The sequence below is a fragment of the Halomonas sp. KO116 genome (assembly GCF_000734975.2).
Lineage (GTDB): Bacteria > Pseudomonadota > Gammaproteobacteria > Pseudomonadales > Halomonadaceae > Vreelandella > Vreelandella glaciei.
In genome coordinates, this window is the sequence record NZ_CP011052.1 from 2,126,428 (window position 1) to 2,142,843 (window position 16,416).

The 16,416-nt window shown below is 53.0% G+C and carries 16 protein-coding genes; 10 read left to right on the forward strand and 6 right to left on the reverse strand.

The window, feature by feature from the left end:
• Window positions 1–2: 2 nt before the first annotated feature.
• From KO116_RS09850 to KO116_RS09875, 6 genes are all read left to right on the forward strand, one after another.
• A complete protein-coding gene (locus KO116_RS09850) occupies window positions 3–578 on the forward strand; it encodes a CvpA family protein (RefSeq protein ID WP_035557415.1) in 576 nt (191 codons plus the stop codon).
• A 100-nt stretch (window positions 579–678) separates the two neighbouring features.
• Window positions 679–2,199, forward strand: coding sequence for an amidophosphoribosyltransferase (purF, locus tag KO116_RS09855; protein WP_008956202.1), 1,521 nt, complete (start codon window positions 679–681; stop codon window positions 2,197–2,199).
• A 12-nt stretch (window positions 2,200–2,211) separates the two neighbouring features.
• Window positions 2,212–3,426 carry an O-succinylhomoserine sulfhydrylase gene (locus KO116_RS09860; protein WP_035557418.1) on the forward strand — a complete coding sequence of 405 codons (1,215 nt, stop codon included), beginning with the start codon at window positions 2,212–2,214 and terminating at the stop codon, window positions 3,424–3,426.
• Window positions 3,427–3,627: 201 nt separating this feature from the next.
• Window positions 3,628–4,209, forward strand: a complete 582-nt coding sequence (locus KO116_RS09865; protein ID WP_035557421.1) for a cytochrome b — start codon at window positions 3,628–3,630, stop codon at window positions 4,207–4,209.
• An 83-nt stretch (window positions 4,210–4,292) separates the two neighbouring features.
• The gene (locus tag KO116_RS09870; RefSeq protein WP_035557424.1) at window positions 4,293–4,877 is read left to right on the forward strand and encodes a YceI family protein; all 585 of its coding nucleotides are present in this window, start codon (window positions 4,293–4,295) and stop codon (window positions 4,875–4,877) included.
• Between the two features lie 108 nt (window positions 4,878–4,985).
• Window positions 4,986–6,320 carry an MATE family efflux transporter gene (locus tag KO116_RS09875; protein WP_035557632.1) on the forward strand — a complete coding sequence of 445 codons (1,335 nt, stop codon included), beginning with the start codon at window positions 4,986–4,988 and terminating at the stop codon, window positions 6,318–6,320.
• Here KO116_RS09875 and KO116_RS09880 read toward each other — a convergent pair.
• The 4 genes from KO116_RS09880 to KO116_RS09895 all read right to left on the reverse strand — a co-directional run bounded on the left by KO116_RS09880 (window position 6,317) and on the right by KO116_RS09895 (window position 10,403).
• On the reverse strand, window positions 6,317–7,801 hold the full coding sequence (locus KO116_RS09880; protein ID WP_035557427.1) for a uracil permease: 1,485 nt from the start codon (window positions 7,799–7,801) through the stop codon (window positions 6,317–6,319). The genes KO116_RS09875 and KO116_RS09880 overlap by 4 nt on opposite strands.
• 139 nt (window positions 7,802–7,940) lie before the next feature.
• Window positions 7,941–9,131 (reverse strand): amino acid aminotransferase, encoded by a 1,191-nt coding sequence (locus KO116_RS09885; protein WP_008956208.1) that lies wholly within the window; start codon window positions 9,129–9,131, stop codon window positions 7,941–7,943.
• Entirely contained in the window at window positions 9,132–9,470 is a 339-nt protein-coding gene (locus KO116_RS09890) for a 4a-hydroxytetrahydrobiopterin dehydratase (protein WP_035557430.1), read from the reverse strand.
• Window positions 9,471–9,500: 30 nt separating this feature from the next.
• A complete protein-coding gene (locus tag KO116_RS09895; protein WP_035557433.1) occupies window positions 9,501–10,403 on the reverse strand; it encodes a GGDEF domain-containing protein in 903 nt (300 codons plus the stop codon).
• Between the two features lie 266 nt (window positions 10,404–10,669).
• On the opposite strand from KO116_RS09895, the gene cobA reads away from it, so the two are divergent.
• The 4 genes from cobA to dcd all read left to right on the forward strand — a co-directional run bounded on the left by cobA (window position 10,670) and on the right by dcd (window position 14,476).
• Window positions 10,670–11,470, forward strand: a complete 801-nt coding sequence (gene cobA, locus KO116_RS09900; RefSeq protein ID WP_035557436.1) for a uroporphyrinogen-III C-methyltransferase — start codon at window positions 10,670–10,672, stop codon at window positions 11,468–11,470.
• Between the two features lie 186 nt (window positions 11,471–11,656).
• Window positions 11,657–12,946 carry a kinesin K39 gene (locus KO116_RS09905; RefSeq protein ID WP_035557440.1) on the forward strand — a complete coding sequence of 430 codons (1,290 nt, stop codon included), beginning with the start codon at window positions 11,657–11,659 and terminating at the stop codon, window positions 12,944–12,946.
• A gap of 151 nt (window positions 12,947–13,097) precedes the next feature.
• Entirely contained in the window at window positions 13,098–13,898 is an 801-nt protein-coding gene (gene apbC / locus KO116_RS09910; protein WP_052703755.1) for an iron-sulfur cluster carrier protein ApbC, read from the forward strand.
• An 11-nt stretch (window positions 13,899–13,909) separates the two neighbouring features.
• Window positions 13,910–14,476 carry a dCTP deaminase gene (gene dcd / locus KO116_RS09915; protein WP_008956214.1) on the forward strand — a complete coding sequence of 189 codons (567 nt, stop codon included), beginning with the start codon at window positions 13,910–13,912 and terminating at the stop codon, window positions 14,474–14,476.
• A 101-nt stretch (window positions 14,477–14,577) separates the two neighbouring features.
• On the opposite strand, the gene purN is transcribed toward dcd, so the two are convergent.
• Both purN and purM read right to left on the reverse strand, forming a co-directional pair.
• Window positions 14,578–15,345, reverse strand: a complete 768-nt coding sequence (gene purN, locus KO116_RS09920; RefSeq protein WP_035557444.1) for a phosphoribosylglycinamide formyltransferase — start codon at window positions 15,343–15,345, stop codon at window positions 14,578–14,580.
• Window positions 15,342–16,409: a phosphoribosylformylglycinamidine cyclo-ligase gene (purM, locus tag KO116_RS09925; protein ID WP_035557447.1), complete on the reverse strand. Its 1,068-nt coding sequence runs from the start codon at window positions 16,407–16,409 to the stop codon at window positions 15,342–15,344. The genes purN and purM overlap by 4 nt, the downstream gene beginning before the upstream one ends.
• Window positions 16,410–16,416: the final 7 nt, after the last annotated feature.

Sequence of the window (16,416 nt, forward strand, 5' to 3'; positions counted from 1 at the left end):
CCATGGCGTTAACATGGATTGATGCGGTGTTCTTGGCCGTGCTGGCGTTATCAATGCTAGCCGGTTTCGTAAGAGGATTTGTACGCGAAGCATTGGGCTTGGCCGCCTGGGTCGTCGCGTTAATGGTGGCCCGGGTGCTCGCCGAGCCGGTGGCGGAACTGATGAGCGGCTTCATCGAAAGCTTTGATGCCCGCCTTGTGCTCGCTTTCGTGCTGGTAATATTTGCTGTCATTTTACTGTGTGGCATTGTGATTCGTTTAGTGCATGCTGCGGTGGAGTGGGTCGGCATGGGGCTTTTGAATCGCGTGGCGGGGGCCGCTTTCGGCGTTGCCCGCGGTGCGGTTGTTTTGCTTGTGGCGACGGTGCTGATTACGCTCACCCCGTTATCTGAGCTACAGGCGTGGCAACAAGCCGAGCTGCGCCCGACCTTTATTCAGCTACGCGATTGGGCGGTGAGCCAGTTAGATCAGTGGGATCGCGAGCTGCCTGAGGCGCCATCGTCGCTGCGTGACATCTCTCTACCTGAACTGCGTCTGCCTAGTGCGACGGAGCGTGAGGTTATCCCGACAGGTGATTGACCTGTTACTGAAGTCGATTCTACGAACGTTCGGGCTTGCATAGTTAGGTGACTTAGGTAAGTGACTTAGGCAAGCCATGGCATTAAGCGAGGTAACGTGAATGTGCGGTATAGTGGGCCTTCTGGGCAAGCAGGCGGTAAATCAGGGAATCTACGATGCCCTGACCGTACTTCAGCATCGTGGCCAGGACGCTGCCGGCATGATGACATGGAGCGAGGGACGCTTCTTACTGCGCAAGAGTAACGGCTTGGTTCGTGATGTATTTCATACCCGCCATATGGCCCGCCTAAAAGGCAACTTAGGCATTGGTCACGTGCGTTACCCAACGGCAGGCTCTTCCAGTGAAGCTGAATCGCAGCCTTTCTATGTCAACTCGCCTTACGGTATTGCGCTGGCGCATAACGGCAACCTAACCAACTCTGAGCAATTGAAACAGGAGCTGTTCTCGACCGATTTACGCCACATCAATACCAGCTCCGATTCTGAAGTGCTACTCAACGTATTTGCTCACGAGCTGGGCAAGCAAGGCTTACATCTGGAAGCGGAAGACATCTTTGACGCCGTGCGTCGCGTTCACCGTCGCTGTAAAGGTGGCTATGCCGCCGTGGCAATTATTAATGGCTTTGGCATGGTGGCCTTCCGCGACCCCTTCGGTATTCGCCCGGTGGTCTTCGGTACCCGCGAAGAGGAAAACGGTCAAGCGGTCATGATCGCCTCTGAATCCGTTGCGTTGGACGTCGGCGGCTTTGAACTTGAACGCGATCTGTCGCCTGGCGAAGCTATTTTTGTCGATATCGAAGGCAATATTCATACCCAAGTCTGTGCTGATCGTCCGCTGCTTCGCTCGTGCATTTTTGAACATGTTTATTTAGCGCGCCCAGACTCGTTGCTGGACGGTGCCTATGTTTACGGTACTCGGATGCAGATGGGCCGTAAGCTGGGGGACCGAATCCTCAATGAATGGCCGGATCATGATATTGATGTGGTCATTCCTATTCCCGACACGTCGCGCACGTCTGCCCTCGAAATGGCACAGCACCTTGGGGTGACTTATCGCGAAGGGTTTATGAAGAACCGCTACATTGGCCGTACCTTTATTATGCCGGGGCAGACCCAGCGGAAGAAATCGGTACGGCAAAAGCTCAACGCCATCGACGTTGAGTTTAAAGGCAAGAACGTGCTGCTGGTGGATGACTCCATCGTGCGCGGCACGACTTGTAAGCAGATTATTCAAATGGCCCGTGATGCGGGTGCGCGTAAGGTCTATTTTGCCTCGGCGGCGCCGCCGGTTCGCTTCCCCAATGTGTATGGCATCGATATGCCCGCTGCGTCTGAGCTGATTGCCCATGGCCGTAGCGAAGAGGAGGTCGGTGATTTAATTGGGGCTGATCGCATCTTCTATCAAAACCTGGAAGATTTAAAAGCGGCGTGTCGTGAAGTGAATCCTGAAATGGAAGAGTTCGATTGCTCGGTGTTTGACGGCAACTACGTCACCGGCGATATCGACGACGCTTATTTGGCCGCGCTTGAAGCTAGCCGTAATGATTCTGCCAAGGATCAGAGCGCTGGCGATCACGCGCTTGTCGATATGCACAATCAAGACGATGACCTGGACGATTAGGAGTGAAGCCTTATGCAGGATGACAATCACCAGGAAGACGGTCACCAGGATGAATGGTCATTAGAGACACTGGCGATCCGGGCAGGCCATCAGCGCACCTTTGAACAGGAGCACTCGGAGCCTATTTTTCCGACCTCAAGCTTTGTCTATGAAAGCGCTGCAGAAGCGGCGCGTAAGTTCGGTGGGCAAGAGCCGGGTAACGTTTATTCACGCTTTACCAACCCGACAGTGCATACCTTTGAGCGTCGCCTAGCGGCGCTTGAAGGTGGCGAGCGCTGTGTTGCCACCAGCTCGGGCATGTCGGCCATTCTGTCGACCGCGTTGGCATTGCTTTCCGCAGGGGATGAAATTGTGGCCTCCCGGTCGCTATTTGGCTCAACGGTTAGTCTGTTCGATAAGTATTTAGGCAAGTTTGGTATTACCACGCGTTATGTCGAGCTTTCCAATGCCGCTGCATGGGAAGCGGCGATCACGCCCAAAACGCGTCTATTGTTTGCCGAAACGCCCTCGAACCCGCTGTCTGAAATTGCCGATATTCCGGCCTTGGCCGCGCTGGCCAAACGCCACGACGCGCTGTTGGCAATTGATAACTGCTTCCTCACACCGGCACTTCAGCAGCCGTTGGCGTTAGGTGCTGACCTAGTCATCCATTCGGCGACTAAGTATTTGGATGGACAGGGCCGTGCCATTGGTGGGGCAGTAGTGGGGAGCCATGCGCTGCTTGAAGAAGTGTTCGGTGTGGTGCGCACCTGCGGCCCGTGCTTGAGCCCTTTCAATGCCTGGATATTCACTAAGGGGTTGGAAACACTATCACTGCGTATGAAAGCGCATTGTGAAAATGCCTTGATCCTTGCCCGCTGGTTAGATGCACATCCGGCGGTGAACCGCGTGTTCTATAGCGGCCTGGAGGATCATCCACAGCACGCCTTGGCCAAACAGCAGCAAAAGGGGTTCGGCGCCGTATTGGGCTTTGAAGTGAAGGCCGGTCAGGAAGGCGCGTGGCAGGTAATTGATGCGACTCGCATGCTTTCGATAACGGGTAATTTAGGTGATGTTAAAACCACGATTACCCACCCGGCCACCACTACCCATGGGCGTCTTTCTGATGACCAAAAGGCCGCTGCCGGTATCGCCCCTGGCTTGATCCGAGTCGCGGTAGGGTTAGAAAGCCAGGAAGACATTCAGCGTGATTTAGCCCGTGGACTGGATGCCCTGGCTGCGAGTTAACTAGCCGCTTGATAAGCAAAACCGGCCCAGCAGTTGGCCGGTTTTTTTCTGCGCCAATCTCAATCAGCACGCTATCTTCAAACAGTGGTTTTTACGAATGATGTGTTCTGCTTTTTTCAGCGGTTCCTAACGCGGTTACACGATATGCTTGCGTTATTAACGTATTCGCTAACGGGTAGCGACGAATAAGGGAAAACAGTGATGTGGCGTAATAGTCGTAGCGGGTGGGGGTTGATCAGTATTCTGTTTCACTGGCTAAGCGCGCTGGCTATTATCGGTCTGTTTGCGCTGGGCTGGTGGATGACGGACCTTGGCTATTATGACCCCTGGTACAATCAGGGCCCATGGGTACATCGCTCGATTGGTATGTTGCTACTATTTGCTACCCTGGCGCGATTAGTATGGCGTTTTGCTCAACCAACCCCTACGGCAGAAGGCGACCGCCTAGAGATTATTGCTGCCCATGTGGGGCATATCGCTCTTTATGTGCTTGTATTGCTGGTCATGGTGAGCGGCTACTTAATTTCTACCGCTGACGGGAGCGGTATCAGTGTCTTTGGTTGGTTTGAGGTGCCTGCACTGGTATATGACTTCCCCAACCAGGCAAGCTTGGCAGGTAACGTACATTGGTATAGCGCTCTGGCATTGATAATTATATCGGCAGGTCACGCGCTTGCCGCGTTTAAGCACCACTGGCTAGACCGGCATTCAACATTGGTACGTATGCTAAACCCTGCGCATAGCCGAGCTGGCGATCATAGTGCAACAAAGTCATCACGTTAGCCGTTTACACTTTTTCTAAACATCGCGCGTAAGATAATTGACTTTCCGCGGTGCCTATTAAGTAAAGCAAGGAGCAATTCAATATGTTCAAGAAAACAGCATTTGCATCCGCGATCGCCGCTGTAGCGCTGGTACCATTGAGCCAAGCACAGGCAGCTGATTACCAAATCGATACCGAAGGCCAGCACGCCTTTATTCAATTCAAAATTTCTCACTTGGGCTTCTCTTACATTCTAGGTAGCTTTGAAGAGTTTGAGGGCCAGTTCGCTTACGATCCTGAAGACCTTGAAGCATCTTCAGCAGAAATCGAAGTCCAAGTGGATAGCCTGACCAGCAACCATGCTGAGCGTGACCGTCATATCTTGAGCGGCGACTTCTTGAATGCCAGTGAATTCCCGACAGCTACCTTTACCTCCACAGGCTTTGAGTCAACGGGTGATAATGAAGGCGTGTTGACCGGTGATTTGACCCTGCACGGCGAAACTCAAGAGATTGAAATGCCGGTTACCCTGATGGGTGAAGGCGATGACCCGTGGGGCAACTACCGCGCTGGTTTTGAAGGTAGCACTACGCTGACCTTGGGCGATTATGGTATTAATATGAGTGACTTCCCTGAATCTATGCACGAACTTGAGCTATATGTGACGTTTGAAGGTATTCGTCAGTAAGAATTTACTGCGCTAAGTACGCCACTGCCCTTTAAGGGCGGTGGCGTTTTACGTTACAACCGATAAATATTTATCCATCACCTAAGGAGAGAGTGCTTGGCTGCTGTCATGCAACAAAAAGAGTTGGCGATAACCCTATGGCGTCAAACGTGGCCTATGGCCATTGGGGTGTTGGCGCTATTGGGTTTTCAACTTGTTGATAGCGCATTTATTGCTCGTTTGGGTACTGCGCCGTTGGCCGCGCAGTCATTTACCTTTCCTTTGTCGTTTCTGATTATCGGCATTCAGGTAGGGATGGGTATTGCAATTGCCGCGCTTATTTCGCGGGCATTGGGGGCGGGTGAAGAAGCCCGGGCGAGACGCTTAAGCAGTTTGGTGCTTATGGCGGGTGGCGGCGTCATCGGCCTCTTGGCGATCGCATTATGGATATTTTATGTGCCTATCTTTCGACTGCTGGGCGCGGATGAAACGACGCTTTCCTATATCCGCATTTATTGGGCGCCTCAGCTGCTATCCACATGGTTGGGGGCACTGCTTTATTTCAGCTATAGCGTTTTTCGTGCCCACGGTGACACCCGCCTACCAGGCAAAATGATGGTGCTGAGTAGTCTTGTGAACCTTGTTCTCGATCCACTGCTAATCTTTGGCATTGGTGATTGGGAAGGCTGGGGTCTACCTGGCGCAGCCTGGGCAACCGCGATTGCTTTTTCAGTAGGTCTATTGGTGACCACGCGTAAATTACTTAAACGCCAGTGGGCCGCTCAGCAGGGACTGTGGCAAGAGGCCAAACAGTCGTGGCGGCCATTTACGGGTATTGCCGCACCGGCCATGGTCAGCCAGCTGATGCCACCCTTGGCTGCGATGCTGGCAATCTCTGTTGTGGCGGGCCTGGGTGAAAGCGAAGTGGCCGCCTGGGGCTTGGCAAGCCGTTTGGAGACACTCTCACTGATGGTCATTCTGGCCATGACCATGTCGCTGCCGCCATGGTTAGGGCGTTGCTACGGTGCCGGTGATTGGGGGCAAATTCAGCAGCTGATGACGTTAGCTATTAAGGTCGCGCTATTTTGGCAGCTGGGTCTCGGCATAGTATTGGCACTGGGAGCGCCCTGGCTAGCGATGGCGTTGGCAGGCAACCCGGATGTGAAAAGCGAGCTGACGCTGCTGATTCGTTTTCTCTTGCCTAGCTATGCGGCACTAGGTGTTTGCATGCTAGTCGTCTCGGCAGGTAATGCGTTAGGTTGGCCATTACGAGCCATGCTGTTATCCAGTGCGCGGCTGTTTATTTGTTATTTGCCTTGCCTATGGTTGGGCTCGCAGTTCTTCGGTTGGTGGGGGCTGGCGGCGGGTGCGGCCGTGGGGAATCTGCTGGCAGGCTTTATGGCATGGCTCGTTATGCGGCGTATTTTATCCCGCCCGCATCGGCAGGCGGGATTCATCCATTAACGCTTGCGTGCTGCTTCCTGATAGGAAAAATACATAAACAGTAGTGCCATACCCAAGTAGCCCATGACAAACTCTGGCGCTGCATTGAAAGAGAGTTTAGGGGCGTGCATTAGTCCGAAAAACGAAAAGCCCGCCGCAATTGCCGCGAAGGCGGCTGCACGCCTAAACTGATGATCAATCACCGAGACCGTCATAGCGCCCAGTAGGATCGCCATAAACATGGCCCCTTGGCCCATTACTACGATGGCACTTGAGATATCGGTCACTACCTCGCCAGCCCCGCGATTAAAGCGCGTCATCACGTAGTTAGCAAAGTAGGGCAGCATGGCCAGCGCCACGGCAGGGTAGTAGCGCGTGTCGTTGGCTTGAAAGGCGGTCGCAATCATCGACATGCCAACAAAGACTAGAATGGGCGCTACTACAGAAACGGGAATAATTGCTGCCAGCGCAGCAATGAGACCGAACATGGTGGCTAAGGCATATACAGCGCCATTCAGCAGGCTGTATCCCCGGCCCGCGCCCATCCATTTAGCGCCTACCGTTGCGATATAAACCGTAGTTGGAAAGACGCCGCCAAATAGCGCGCCAATCATGGTGCCTGCGCCATCTACTGCCTGGCATTCGCGCACATCGTATTTGTCGCCTGCCGCCTCCATTGCTTCCACGTTGTTCATGGTTTCAATAGCGTTATACAGTGTAATGGGCAGCACCACGGTCAGCACTGCAAGCATGCTGGTCAGCAGTAGCCCCAGCCCCTCAAACCAGGCCAGATTGGGAAGTAATGGATAAAAGCCTAGGTGGGTAAAGGCATCGCTAAACCGTTCGGTGCCAGCGTCGCCAATCAAGTAGGCCATGGCGGTACCGACAATAATGGCAAATAGCGAGGTTGGAAGCTTAAAGGGCATGCTCACTCGTGCGACCAGCCCAACAATAATAATCGCTAATACCAGCAGGCCGATAATCGGCATTTCGAGTGTTTTAAACAGCATTTCTCCGGCAATAAACGTCAGTGCAACGCCGGCCACTGCGCCAAGCATAGCGGCTCTTGGTAAGTGGTATTGCACCCAGCGACCAATGACGCTAATCGCGGCTTCAATGGCACCGCTTATAAAGCAGGCGGCAACAGCCACTTTCCAAGCCATTTCCGCATCGCCGGTGAGCTGTTTGGCGGGTAGCAATACGCCGAACAGGAATACGAACATCACCGGCGTCGAGATACCGTAAGAGAGCGCTGTCACATCCGCCCGGTTTTCTTTGCGTGCCAGCCTTGCCGCGCTCCATGCATAGTAGAAGTTGCCTACCATCACCGCTACCGCTGCGCCGGGCAGCACTTGCCCATAGACAATGGAGGCAGGAAACCCCATGCCCAGCATGGTGATGGCGATAATGACAAAGTTGGCGATGTTGTTTTGGAATAGCGCGAAGAATGCGTCAGTGTCTTCTTTTTTGTACCACGGATAGTGAGTGCTGGCAGCCGCCATGTTATGCCTCTTGATTATGGTGTGTTGTATACAAGGCTATACTGAGTGTGCCGAAGTGTTGACTAATCGGTCAAGTGCCTAATACATGAAAACGCCCAGGCGTTGCCTGGGCGTTTGTTACTGCGTTGCTGCTTGGCGATTAGTCGTTAACAGCGGCAATCGCTTTGGCCAAGTAGGGGAGATTCTCGTGGGAGAAGCCCGCTACGTTGGCGCGACCCGAGCGCACCATGTAGATACCAAACTCGTCACGCAGGCGATCGACCTGTTCCGGCGTTAAGCCGGTGTAGGAGAACATGCCACGCTGCTCAGCAACGCAGGCGTACTTCTCGTCCAGTCCGTAGGGCTTCAGTGCTTCCACAAAGTCGCGGCGCAGGGTATTGATGCGATCACGCATTTCGGTGAGTTCTTCACGCCACATCTCGGTCAGTTCGGCGTCGTGGAGAATTTCGCTGACGATAGAGCCGCCGTGAGCGGGCGGGTTCGAGTAGTTCTCACGGGCAACGATGGCGACTTGAGAGCGGATGTTGTCCATCTGCTCGTTATTTTTGGCCACCATGATCAAGCAACCGGTACGCTCGCAGTAAATACCAAAGTTTTTAGAGCATGAGCTGGTGATGATCGCTTCATCAAGGTTCTCTGCCAGCAGGCGCACGCCATAAGCATCTTCATCCAGACCTTCGCCAAAGCCTTGATAGGCGAAATCGATCAGCGGAAGCAGCTTGCGTTCACGCACGATTTCCAGCACTTCCTGCCACTGGTCATGGGAAAGATCAAAACCGGTGGGGTTATGGCAGCAGGCGTGTAGCACCACCACATCACCTTCAGGAATGCTTTTCAGCGCTGACCGCATGCCGTCAAAGTCGAGACGGTTGTCGGGGTCAACGTAAGGGTACTTGTGCAGCTCAATACCAGCCGCGGTAAAAATGCCGTGGTGGTTCGGCCATGTCGGGTCACTTACCCAGATACCCTTACCCGGCAGCTGTGTGGCAATAAAATCTGCAGCCAAGCGCAGCGCGCCGGTACCGCCTGGTGATTGGGTGGCGCTGGCACGATTGGCTTTCAAGACGGATGAATCAGCGCCAAAAACCATGGGCAGCACGACTTCGCCATAGCTAGGCGCGCCGTGAGAACCGATATAGGTTTTTGTCGTTTCGTTTTTGAGCAGGCGAGCTTCTGCTTCCTTAACAGCGCGCATTACCGGCGTATTGCCTTGGGTATCACGGTAAACACCGACACCTAAATCCACTTTTTGTGGGTTGGTATCTTTTTTGAAAGCTTCGATCAGCCCGAGAATGGCGTCTCCTGGGACTCGCTCAATATGCTCAAACATTTATTCGGCTACCTCGTCGGTTCTGGCGGCAAGAATGAAGTCATTTAGATGCAGGCCTTTAATAGCATGAGACCACCACGTGACGGTGGCTTTGCCCCACTCTGTGGTAATAACGGGGTGGTGGCCAGCCTGCTCTGCAATATCACCAACGCGTTGGGTGAATGCCAATGCGTTGGCGAAGTCGCGAAATGTAAAACTCCGTGACAGCTTCATGATGCCATCGTGCTCGACAATCTGCCACTGGCTGAGGCTTTTTAGCCGCTCTTGGGCTTCTCCTAAGTTTAGCGGCTGAGCATTTTTACCGCAGGGTTCGCAGGTAGATTCAGCGAGCGTTGCCATCTTTTTGCTCCTCTAGCGGGGTGTTTCTTACTAGCGTAGAAGGCAAACGCAGTCGCGACCAATATCCTTGGCGTTATACAGCGCCTGGTCGGCCCGTTCGATCAAACTCGTAAGAGGCTCGCCACAACGAAATTCGGCAATTCCGATGCTTAGTGTTACCTGGCCAGCACCCATGCCGAAGTCGTACACACTGATGGCATGGCGTATTCGGTCGGCAAGTGTATGGCAATGCTGCAGCGATGTGAGCGGCAGCACGACCATAAACTCTTCTCCGCCCAGGCGGGCGATCATGTCTTCACAGCGCAGTAGTGACTGCGCTTGTGTCGCCAACTGTTTGAGCACGTCATCACCGTGCAAATGGCCCCAGCGGTCGTTAAGGCGTTTAAAATGATCGATATCGATCATCATGATGGAGAGCGGCGTGCCATGGCGGGTGCTAAGTGAGGCTATATTAGTTAAATGCACCATCAATTTGCGCCGATTGGGTAACTCTGTGAGCGGGTCTGTATCGCATAGCTTGCGAAGCCGCTGCTCCTCGGAGACCTGGTCGCTAATGTCCATCATTATGCCGTTCCACTGCACTCCATCCACGACCGTCTTTGGTCGTGCGCTCACCGCAATCCAGTGAGGTTTTTCTTTCGGCAACGGTAGTAGAAAGCGGGTCGTCAGCGGCAGCATCCAGCGTGCTGAACGTTCGATCGCTGACATGATTTTGGGGTGATCATTGCCCGTTAATTGCTCAACCAACTCACCAGCATTTTGTGCGAGCAGGTCTCGGTCAATATGTTTGAGAGCCACACCGCCACCCTCTATATAGGGGAAGCGCATATGACCGTTACGAGCGCGGTGTAATTGAAAGATGACGCCAGGAATGTGGGGTATCAAGTGGTCAGCGCTGATTCGCTGGGGTGCGTCTATATCATTCACGGGCATGCGTGAATCTCCAAGCATATGCCAATTTAATTTTGGTCGTGAAGATTAGCGCTATTTACGTAATCAGTATGTAAGTAATTTCAGGCAATATGGTTAAAATTTATATTTTTTAAGAATATACATATTATTTTATAAAATATAAAAAGTTGAATTCTAAGCAATAGTCGATGCGTTATTGGCATTTAGTGATAAAATTAATTACTTTTTTGCATATTAAAAAACTTTTTTATTCCTGAGGTGGTTTCTTGGAAGAAGCACGAGAGCAAATGTCTCGCTCATATGGCTTGGTCAGTTTAGTGGGGGCAGGCCCCGGCGATCCCGAGCTATTAACGCTCAAAGCATATAAGCGGCTGCAGTCTGCTGAAGTCGTGCTATATGACCGCTTAGTCAGCGATGAGATTGTTGCGTTTATACCCGCGCAAGCGCAGCGTTTTTATGTCGGCAAAGCGCGCTCGCAGCACAGCGTTCCTCAAGATGGTATTAACCAAGCGCTAGTAAAATGGGCGCAGCAAGGTAAGCGCGTTGTTCGCCTCAAAGGCGGCGATCCGTTTATTTTTGGCCGCGGAGGCGAAGAGCTTGAGGCCCTGGTGGCGGCGCACATTAGTGTGGAAGTTATACCGGGAGTAACCGCGGCATCGGGCTGTGCGGCGTATGCGGGAATACCGCTGACCCATCGCGATCATGCCCAGTCGGTGCGCTTTGTGACCGGACATTTGCAGCAAGGCGAGTGTGATCTTGATTGGGATGCGCTCGCGCGGCCTGGGCAAACGTTGGTTTTTTACATGGGGTTGGGTAACGTAAATGTGATTAGCCAGGCGTTGATTAAGCACGGCTTAGCGCCGGAAACACCGCTTGCCTTGATTGAGCAAGGAACAACGCGCCAACAGCAAACTCATATTGGGTGTTTGTCAGCGCTTCCAGCTACTTTCTTGGCGGGCCACATTAAACCGCCTACGCTGCTAATAGTGGGAAGTGTGGTGTCGCTGCACACGACGCTCAGTTGGTTTGATGTGCACAATGGACAAGCATCAGGCTTCTATGAGGGTAAACACCCCCCTTCAGCTTAACGTGATTTATCATAGAGGGTGGTGGTAACGTTACAGCAACATTTATATACGATTGTTACTAACAGACTGGCTAGATACAGGGAGCTGTGTATGCTGAAAGGGAGAACATCCACGGCTAGCGCATTACAAATGCAATTGATTACGTTAGCTTGGCCAACGTTAGCTTAGACCAAAGAGGAACGCATAATGTCAGAAACAAATAATACGGATCACCCGACACCGGCCAACAAGCCGGAGCCAGCCAAAAAGACAGAGCCGGCTAAAAAGACGGATATGAAAACTCTCTTTCAAGATAACCGAGTAAAAGCGATTGCAGGGATCGCTGCTATTGCGGTTGTCTGGGCGATTATGGCGCAGTCTAACGCAGGCTCTCGCCAGGATCGCGTCGATAGCTTAGAAGAGCAGCTCGCTAGCGTTGAGCAAGAAAACAGCCAAATGAGCCAGCGCATTAGCGAAATAGAGGAAGCTGAAACCAATTTAGCCGCGCTGCAAGAGGAAATGGCGTCTCTTGAGGCTCAGCAGCAAGAGGCCAATTCTTCGCTCGAGAGTGCTCAAACCAATGTCAGCGATGTGCAGTCGCGGTTAGAAGAACTTGAATCCGAGCGAAATGCGCTAGAAGAAGAAATCGCCTCTCTTAATGAGCAGATAGAGAGCGCTGACAGTGAGATGAGCGCGCTGCGTGAAGAGCGCGACGAGATCATCAGCACTCGCGATGAGGCGGAAAGTACTCTCCAGCAAGTTGAAGAAGCGCGTTCTAGCGCTGAAGAAGCTCGTCAGGAGGCTGAAGCCGCCCGTCAAGAAGCCGAGGAGCAGCGCCAACAAGCGGTTGAAGAGCTGGGCAGCATGGAAGAGGAGCTGTCAGGGCTAGAAGAGCAGATTAGCCAGTCAAATGAACAGCTAAGCGGTTTAGAAGAGGAAATCTCAACTGCCCAAAGCGAGCTTGATGAACTAAAAAGCGAGCGTGATTCCATCACTAGCGAACGCGATGAGCTGCAAAATGAAGTGGATTCGCTAACGGCGCTTCGCGAAGAGGAAGAGCAGAGCTTGAGCGACGTGCGCACCGAGCTCGATGACGTCATGGTCGCTTTAGAGATGGGCCGTGAGGAAGTGTCGAGCGTTGAGAATGATATTGAAGAGCGTGAGAGCCAACTAGAGCGCTTAGAGAGTCAGCTTGGTGAATGGCGCGATGAGCTTTCCACACTAGACAGCCGTTTGGCCGACGCTGAGGAGTCTGCTGGTGAAGCCACTTCTTCTTCCCAGAGCAGCGGTTCAGAAAGTGGCTCGTCAGAAAGCGGTTCGTCTGAAGACAGCTCTTCAGACGACGGCGCTTCAGACGATGGCTCTTCAAATAGTGGTTCTTCAAATGACAGCTCTGCACAAGAGAATTCGTCAGAAGAAGCGTCTAGCAATGGCGATGAGAGCGCCAACGATAGCGATGGTGGTAGTGAGGAAGCACAGCAAAACGCTGCTGGCTAATAGTGAAAAGCGGTAACGCTGTAGACTAGCAACACGAGAGCGGATGTCGGGCAACCGGCATCCGCTTTTTGTTTGCTGGTTTATGATTGAGCCCCCGAGGAGTATCATTCACTCAACGTTAATTAAGTGCCTAAATGAGGAGTGCCATTGAATGGATGGGGTTAAACATATTATTGCAGTGGCATCGGGTAAAGGTGGCGTGGGTAAATCCACGGTCACCGTTAACTTGGCGTTAGCCTTGTCTGCGCAAGGATATCGTGTGGGTGTTCTTGATGCAGATATTTACGGCCCCAGTCAGGCTCAGATGCTGGGTGTTAAAGAGGGTGTACGCCCTCAAGCGGCTGCCAACGATAAATTTCTGCCGCTGGAAGCGCATGGCCTTCAAGCCATGTCGATGGCGTTTATGGTTAACACTCGCGAGCCAATGGTGTGGCGTGGTCCTATGGTGGTGGGGGCGTTTCAACAGATGCTGACGCAAACCCAATGGGACAATCTCGACTTTCTGTTGATCGACATGCCGCCGGGCACTGGCGATATCCAACTGACGCTGGCGCAGAAAGTGCCGGTGGCAGGCGCTGTGATCGTCACAACGCCGCAAGATATTGCGCTTTTAGATGCCCGCAAGGGGATCGAGATGTTCCGCAAGGTTAACGTGCCGGTACTGGGCGTAGTGGAAAATATGAGCCTTTACCACTGTGAAAACTGTGGCCATGAAGCGGCTATTTTTGGTACTGGTGGCGGAGATAACATCGCTCAAGAATACGATACCCAAGTGCTTGGACGGCTACCACTCACGCTCTCCATCCGTGAACTGACGGATTCAGGGCGCCCGAGTGTCATATCTGAACCTGAGGGGACGGTGAGCCAGACCTTTGCTGTTATCGCCCAAAAAGTAGCCGAAGCGGTTAATGCCAATCAAGGCGATGGACCCACTATTTCCTTTAGCGAGTGAAGAAGTAACACATGAGTATCAAATCTGATAATTGGATTCGCCGCATGGCCAAAAGCGACGCGATGATTGAGCCGTTTGAAGCCGAGCAAGTGCGTTATGTGAATGACCAACGCGTGATTTCTTACGGCACGTCAAGCTATGGCTATGACGTACGCTGCTCAGATGAATTTAAAGTTTTCACTAATATTCACTCAGCGATTGTTGATCCTAAAGCGTTTGATGCGAAAAGCTTCGTCGATATTAAAGGCGATGTGTGCGTTATTCCGCCCAACTCTTTTGCACTGGCGCGTACGGTCGAGTACTTCCGGATTCCTCGAAATGTGCTGACTATTTGCTTGGGGAAATCTACTTACGCGCGCTGTGGCATTATTGTCAATGTGACCCCGCTGGAGCCCGAGTGGGAAGGCCACGTGACACTAGAGTTTTCTAACACCACCAATCTGCCAGCGAAAATCTATGCCCATGAGGGTGTTGCGCAGATGTTGTTCTTAGAGTCCGATGAGGTGTGCGAAACTTCGTATAAAGACCGCGGAGGAAAGTACATGGGCCAGCGCGGTGTTACTTTGCCGCGCACCTAGCCTTACTGCTTTGCTGACAAAAAACGCCTGACGGTGGTAAAGCCGTCAGGCGTTTCTATTTCAAACTGAGTGAACAGTCATTTCCGGCTAGAAAGCATTCATTAGTCCTGCTGTTCGTCATCCAGCTCTGTGTCCCACTCCTCATCCAGCTCTTCAGCCGCGTCGGCGTGAGAAAGGCGCATTCCATGCTCGGGTAACAGATGACCGTCCATTTTGGCGCCTTCGGCGCTGAACTGCAGTCGGCCTTCCAAAAACCACTGCACTGCAATCGGGTAGAGTAGATGCTCACGGGAACGCACTTTTTCCTGCAGTGTTTCCACCGTATCGTCAGGGCTGACCTGGAGCTCTGCTTGCAGCACGACGGGCCCACCATCCAGCTCTTCGGTGACAAAGTGCACGCTGCACCCATGGCTGGTAACGCCGGCTGCCAGGGCACGGGCGTGAGTATTAAGCCCTTGGTACTCGGGGAGCAGCGAAGGGTGAATATTCAGCATGCGACCTAAGAAACGCTGAACAAAACGAGGCGTCAAAATACGCATGAAGCCTGCCAGGACGATAAGATCCGGTTCATGGCGTTCAATGACTTTGATCAACGCGCCGTCATAAGCTTCACGGCTATCGTATTCGCGGTGGGGCAGGGCGACCGCTTCAATGCCCGCTTCGTGGGCCCGCTTTAGGCCGTAAGCATCCGCCACGTTCGAAATAACGGCAACAATCTCCCCGCCGCCGAGGCGGTCATGGGACTGCGCATCTATCAATGCCTGAAGGTTGCTGCCGCTACCCGACACCAGTACCACGATGCGGCGAGCACCCAGGGGGTCTGGGGTTATATCTTTAATGGTATCGCTTTGGTAGTCCGTATTGGTCATGCCGAGAGATTCTCCAGAATGACGGCTTCCCCTTGGCGTTTGACGATCTGGCCAAGACGATAAACGGATTCGCCTTCGCCCTGCAGATGAGCGATGGCCTGCTCGGCCTGTTGCGCAGGCACGACAACGACCATGCCAATGCCGCAGTTAAGCACACGGTGCATTTCGGTTTCGTTGACGTTGCCCTGTGCCTGCAGCCAGTCAAATACGGCAGGGCGCTGCCAACTATTAATATCAATATGAGCAGCGAGATCATCCGGTAGAACGCGGGGAATATTTTCCAGCAGACCGCCACCGGTAATGTGTGACAGTGCGTGCACAGGGATGTCACTACCGCGCATTAACGAGAGCAGTGATTTCACATAAATGCGGGTGGGCGCCATTAATGCATTACCCAGGGACTTGCCGTCGATGTCAGTAGTCAATGAAGCGTTACTGACGTCGAGTATTTTGCGAATCAGCGAATAACCGTTGGAGTGCGGTCCTGAGGATGCAAGCCCCAGGATGACATCACCTTCGGCCACTTTGCTGCCATCCAGAATGTCTGCTTTCTCAACTACGCCGACACAAAAACCAGCTAAATCGTAATCGCTGCCTTCGTACATGCCCGGCATTTCGGCCGTTTCACCACCGACCAGTGCACAGCCGGCCAGCTCGCAGCCAGCACCAATGCCGGTGACAACGTCAGCAGCAATATCCACATCAAGCTTACCCGTGGCATAGTAGTCAAGAAATAGTAATGGCTCGGCGCCAGCCACGATCAGATCGTTGACACACATCGCGACTAAGTCAATCCCAATCGTGTCGTGTTTGCCAAGATCCATCGCTAGGCGCAGTTTGGTGCCGACGCCATCGGTACCCGAGACAAGCACGGGTTGCCGATAGCCCGCCGGAATTTCACATAGCGCGCCAAAACCACCCAGCCCGCCCATGACTTCTGGGCGTGTGGTGCGTTTGGCAACGTGTTTGATGCGGTCAACCAGGGCATTACCGGCATCAATATCGACGCCTGCGTCCTTATAGCTGAGGGAAGGAGTAGCCGAAGAAGAGGAGGTCTCGGTCATGACAGAT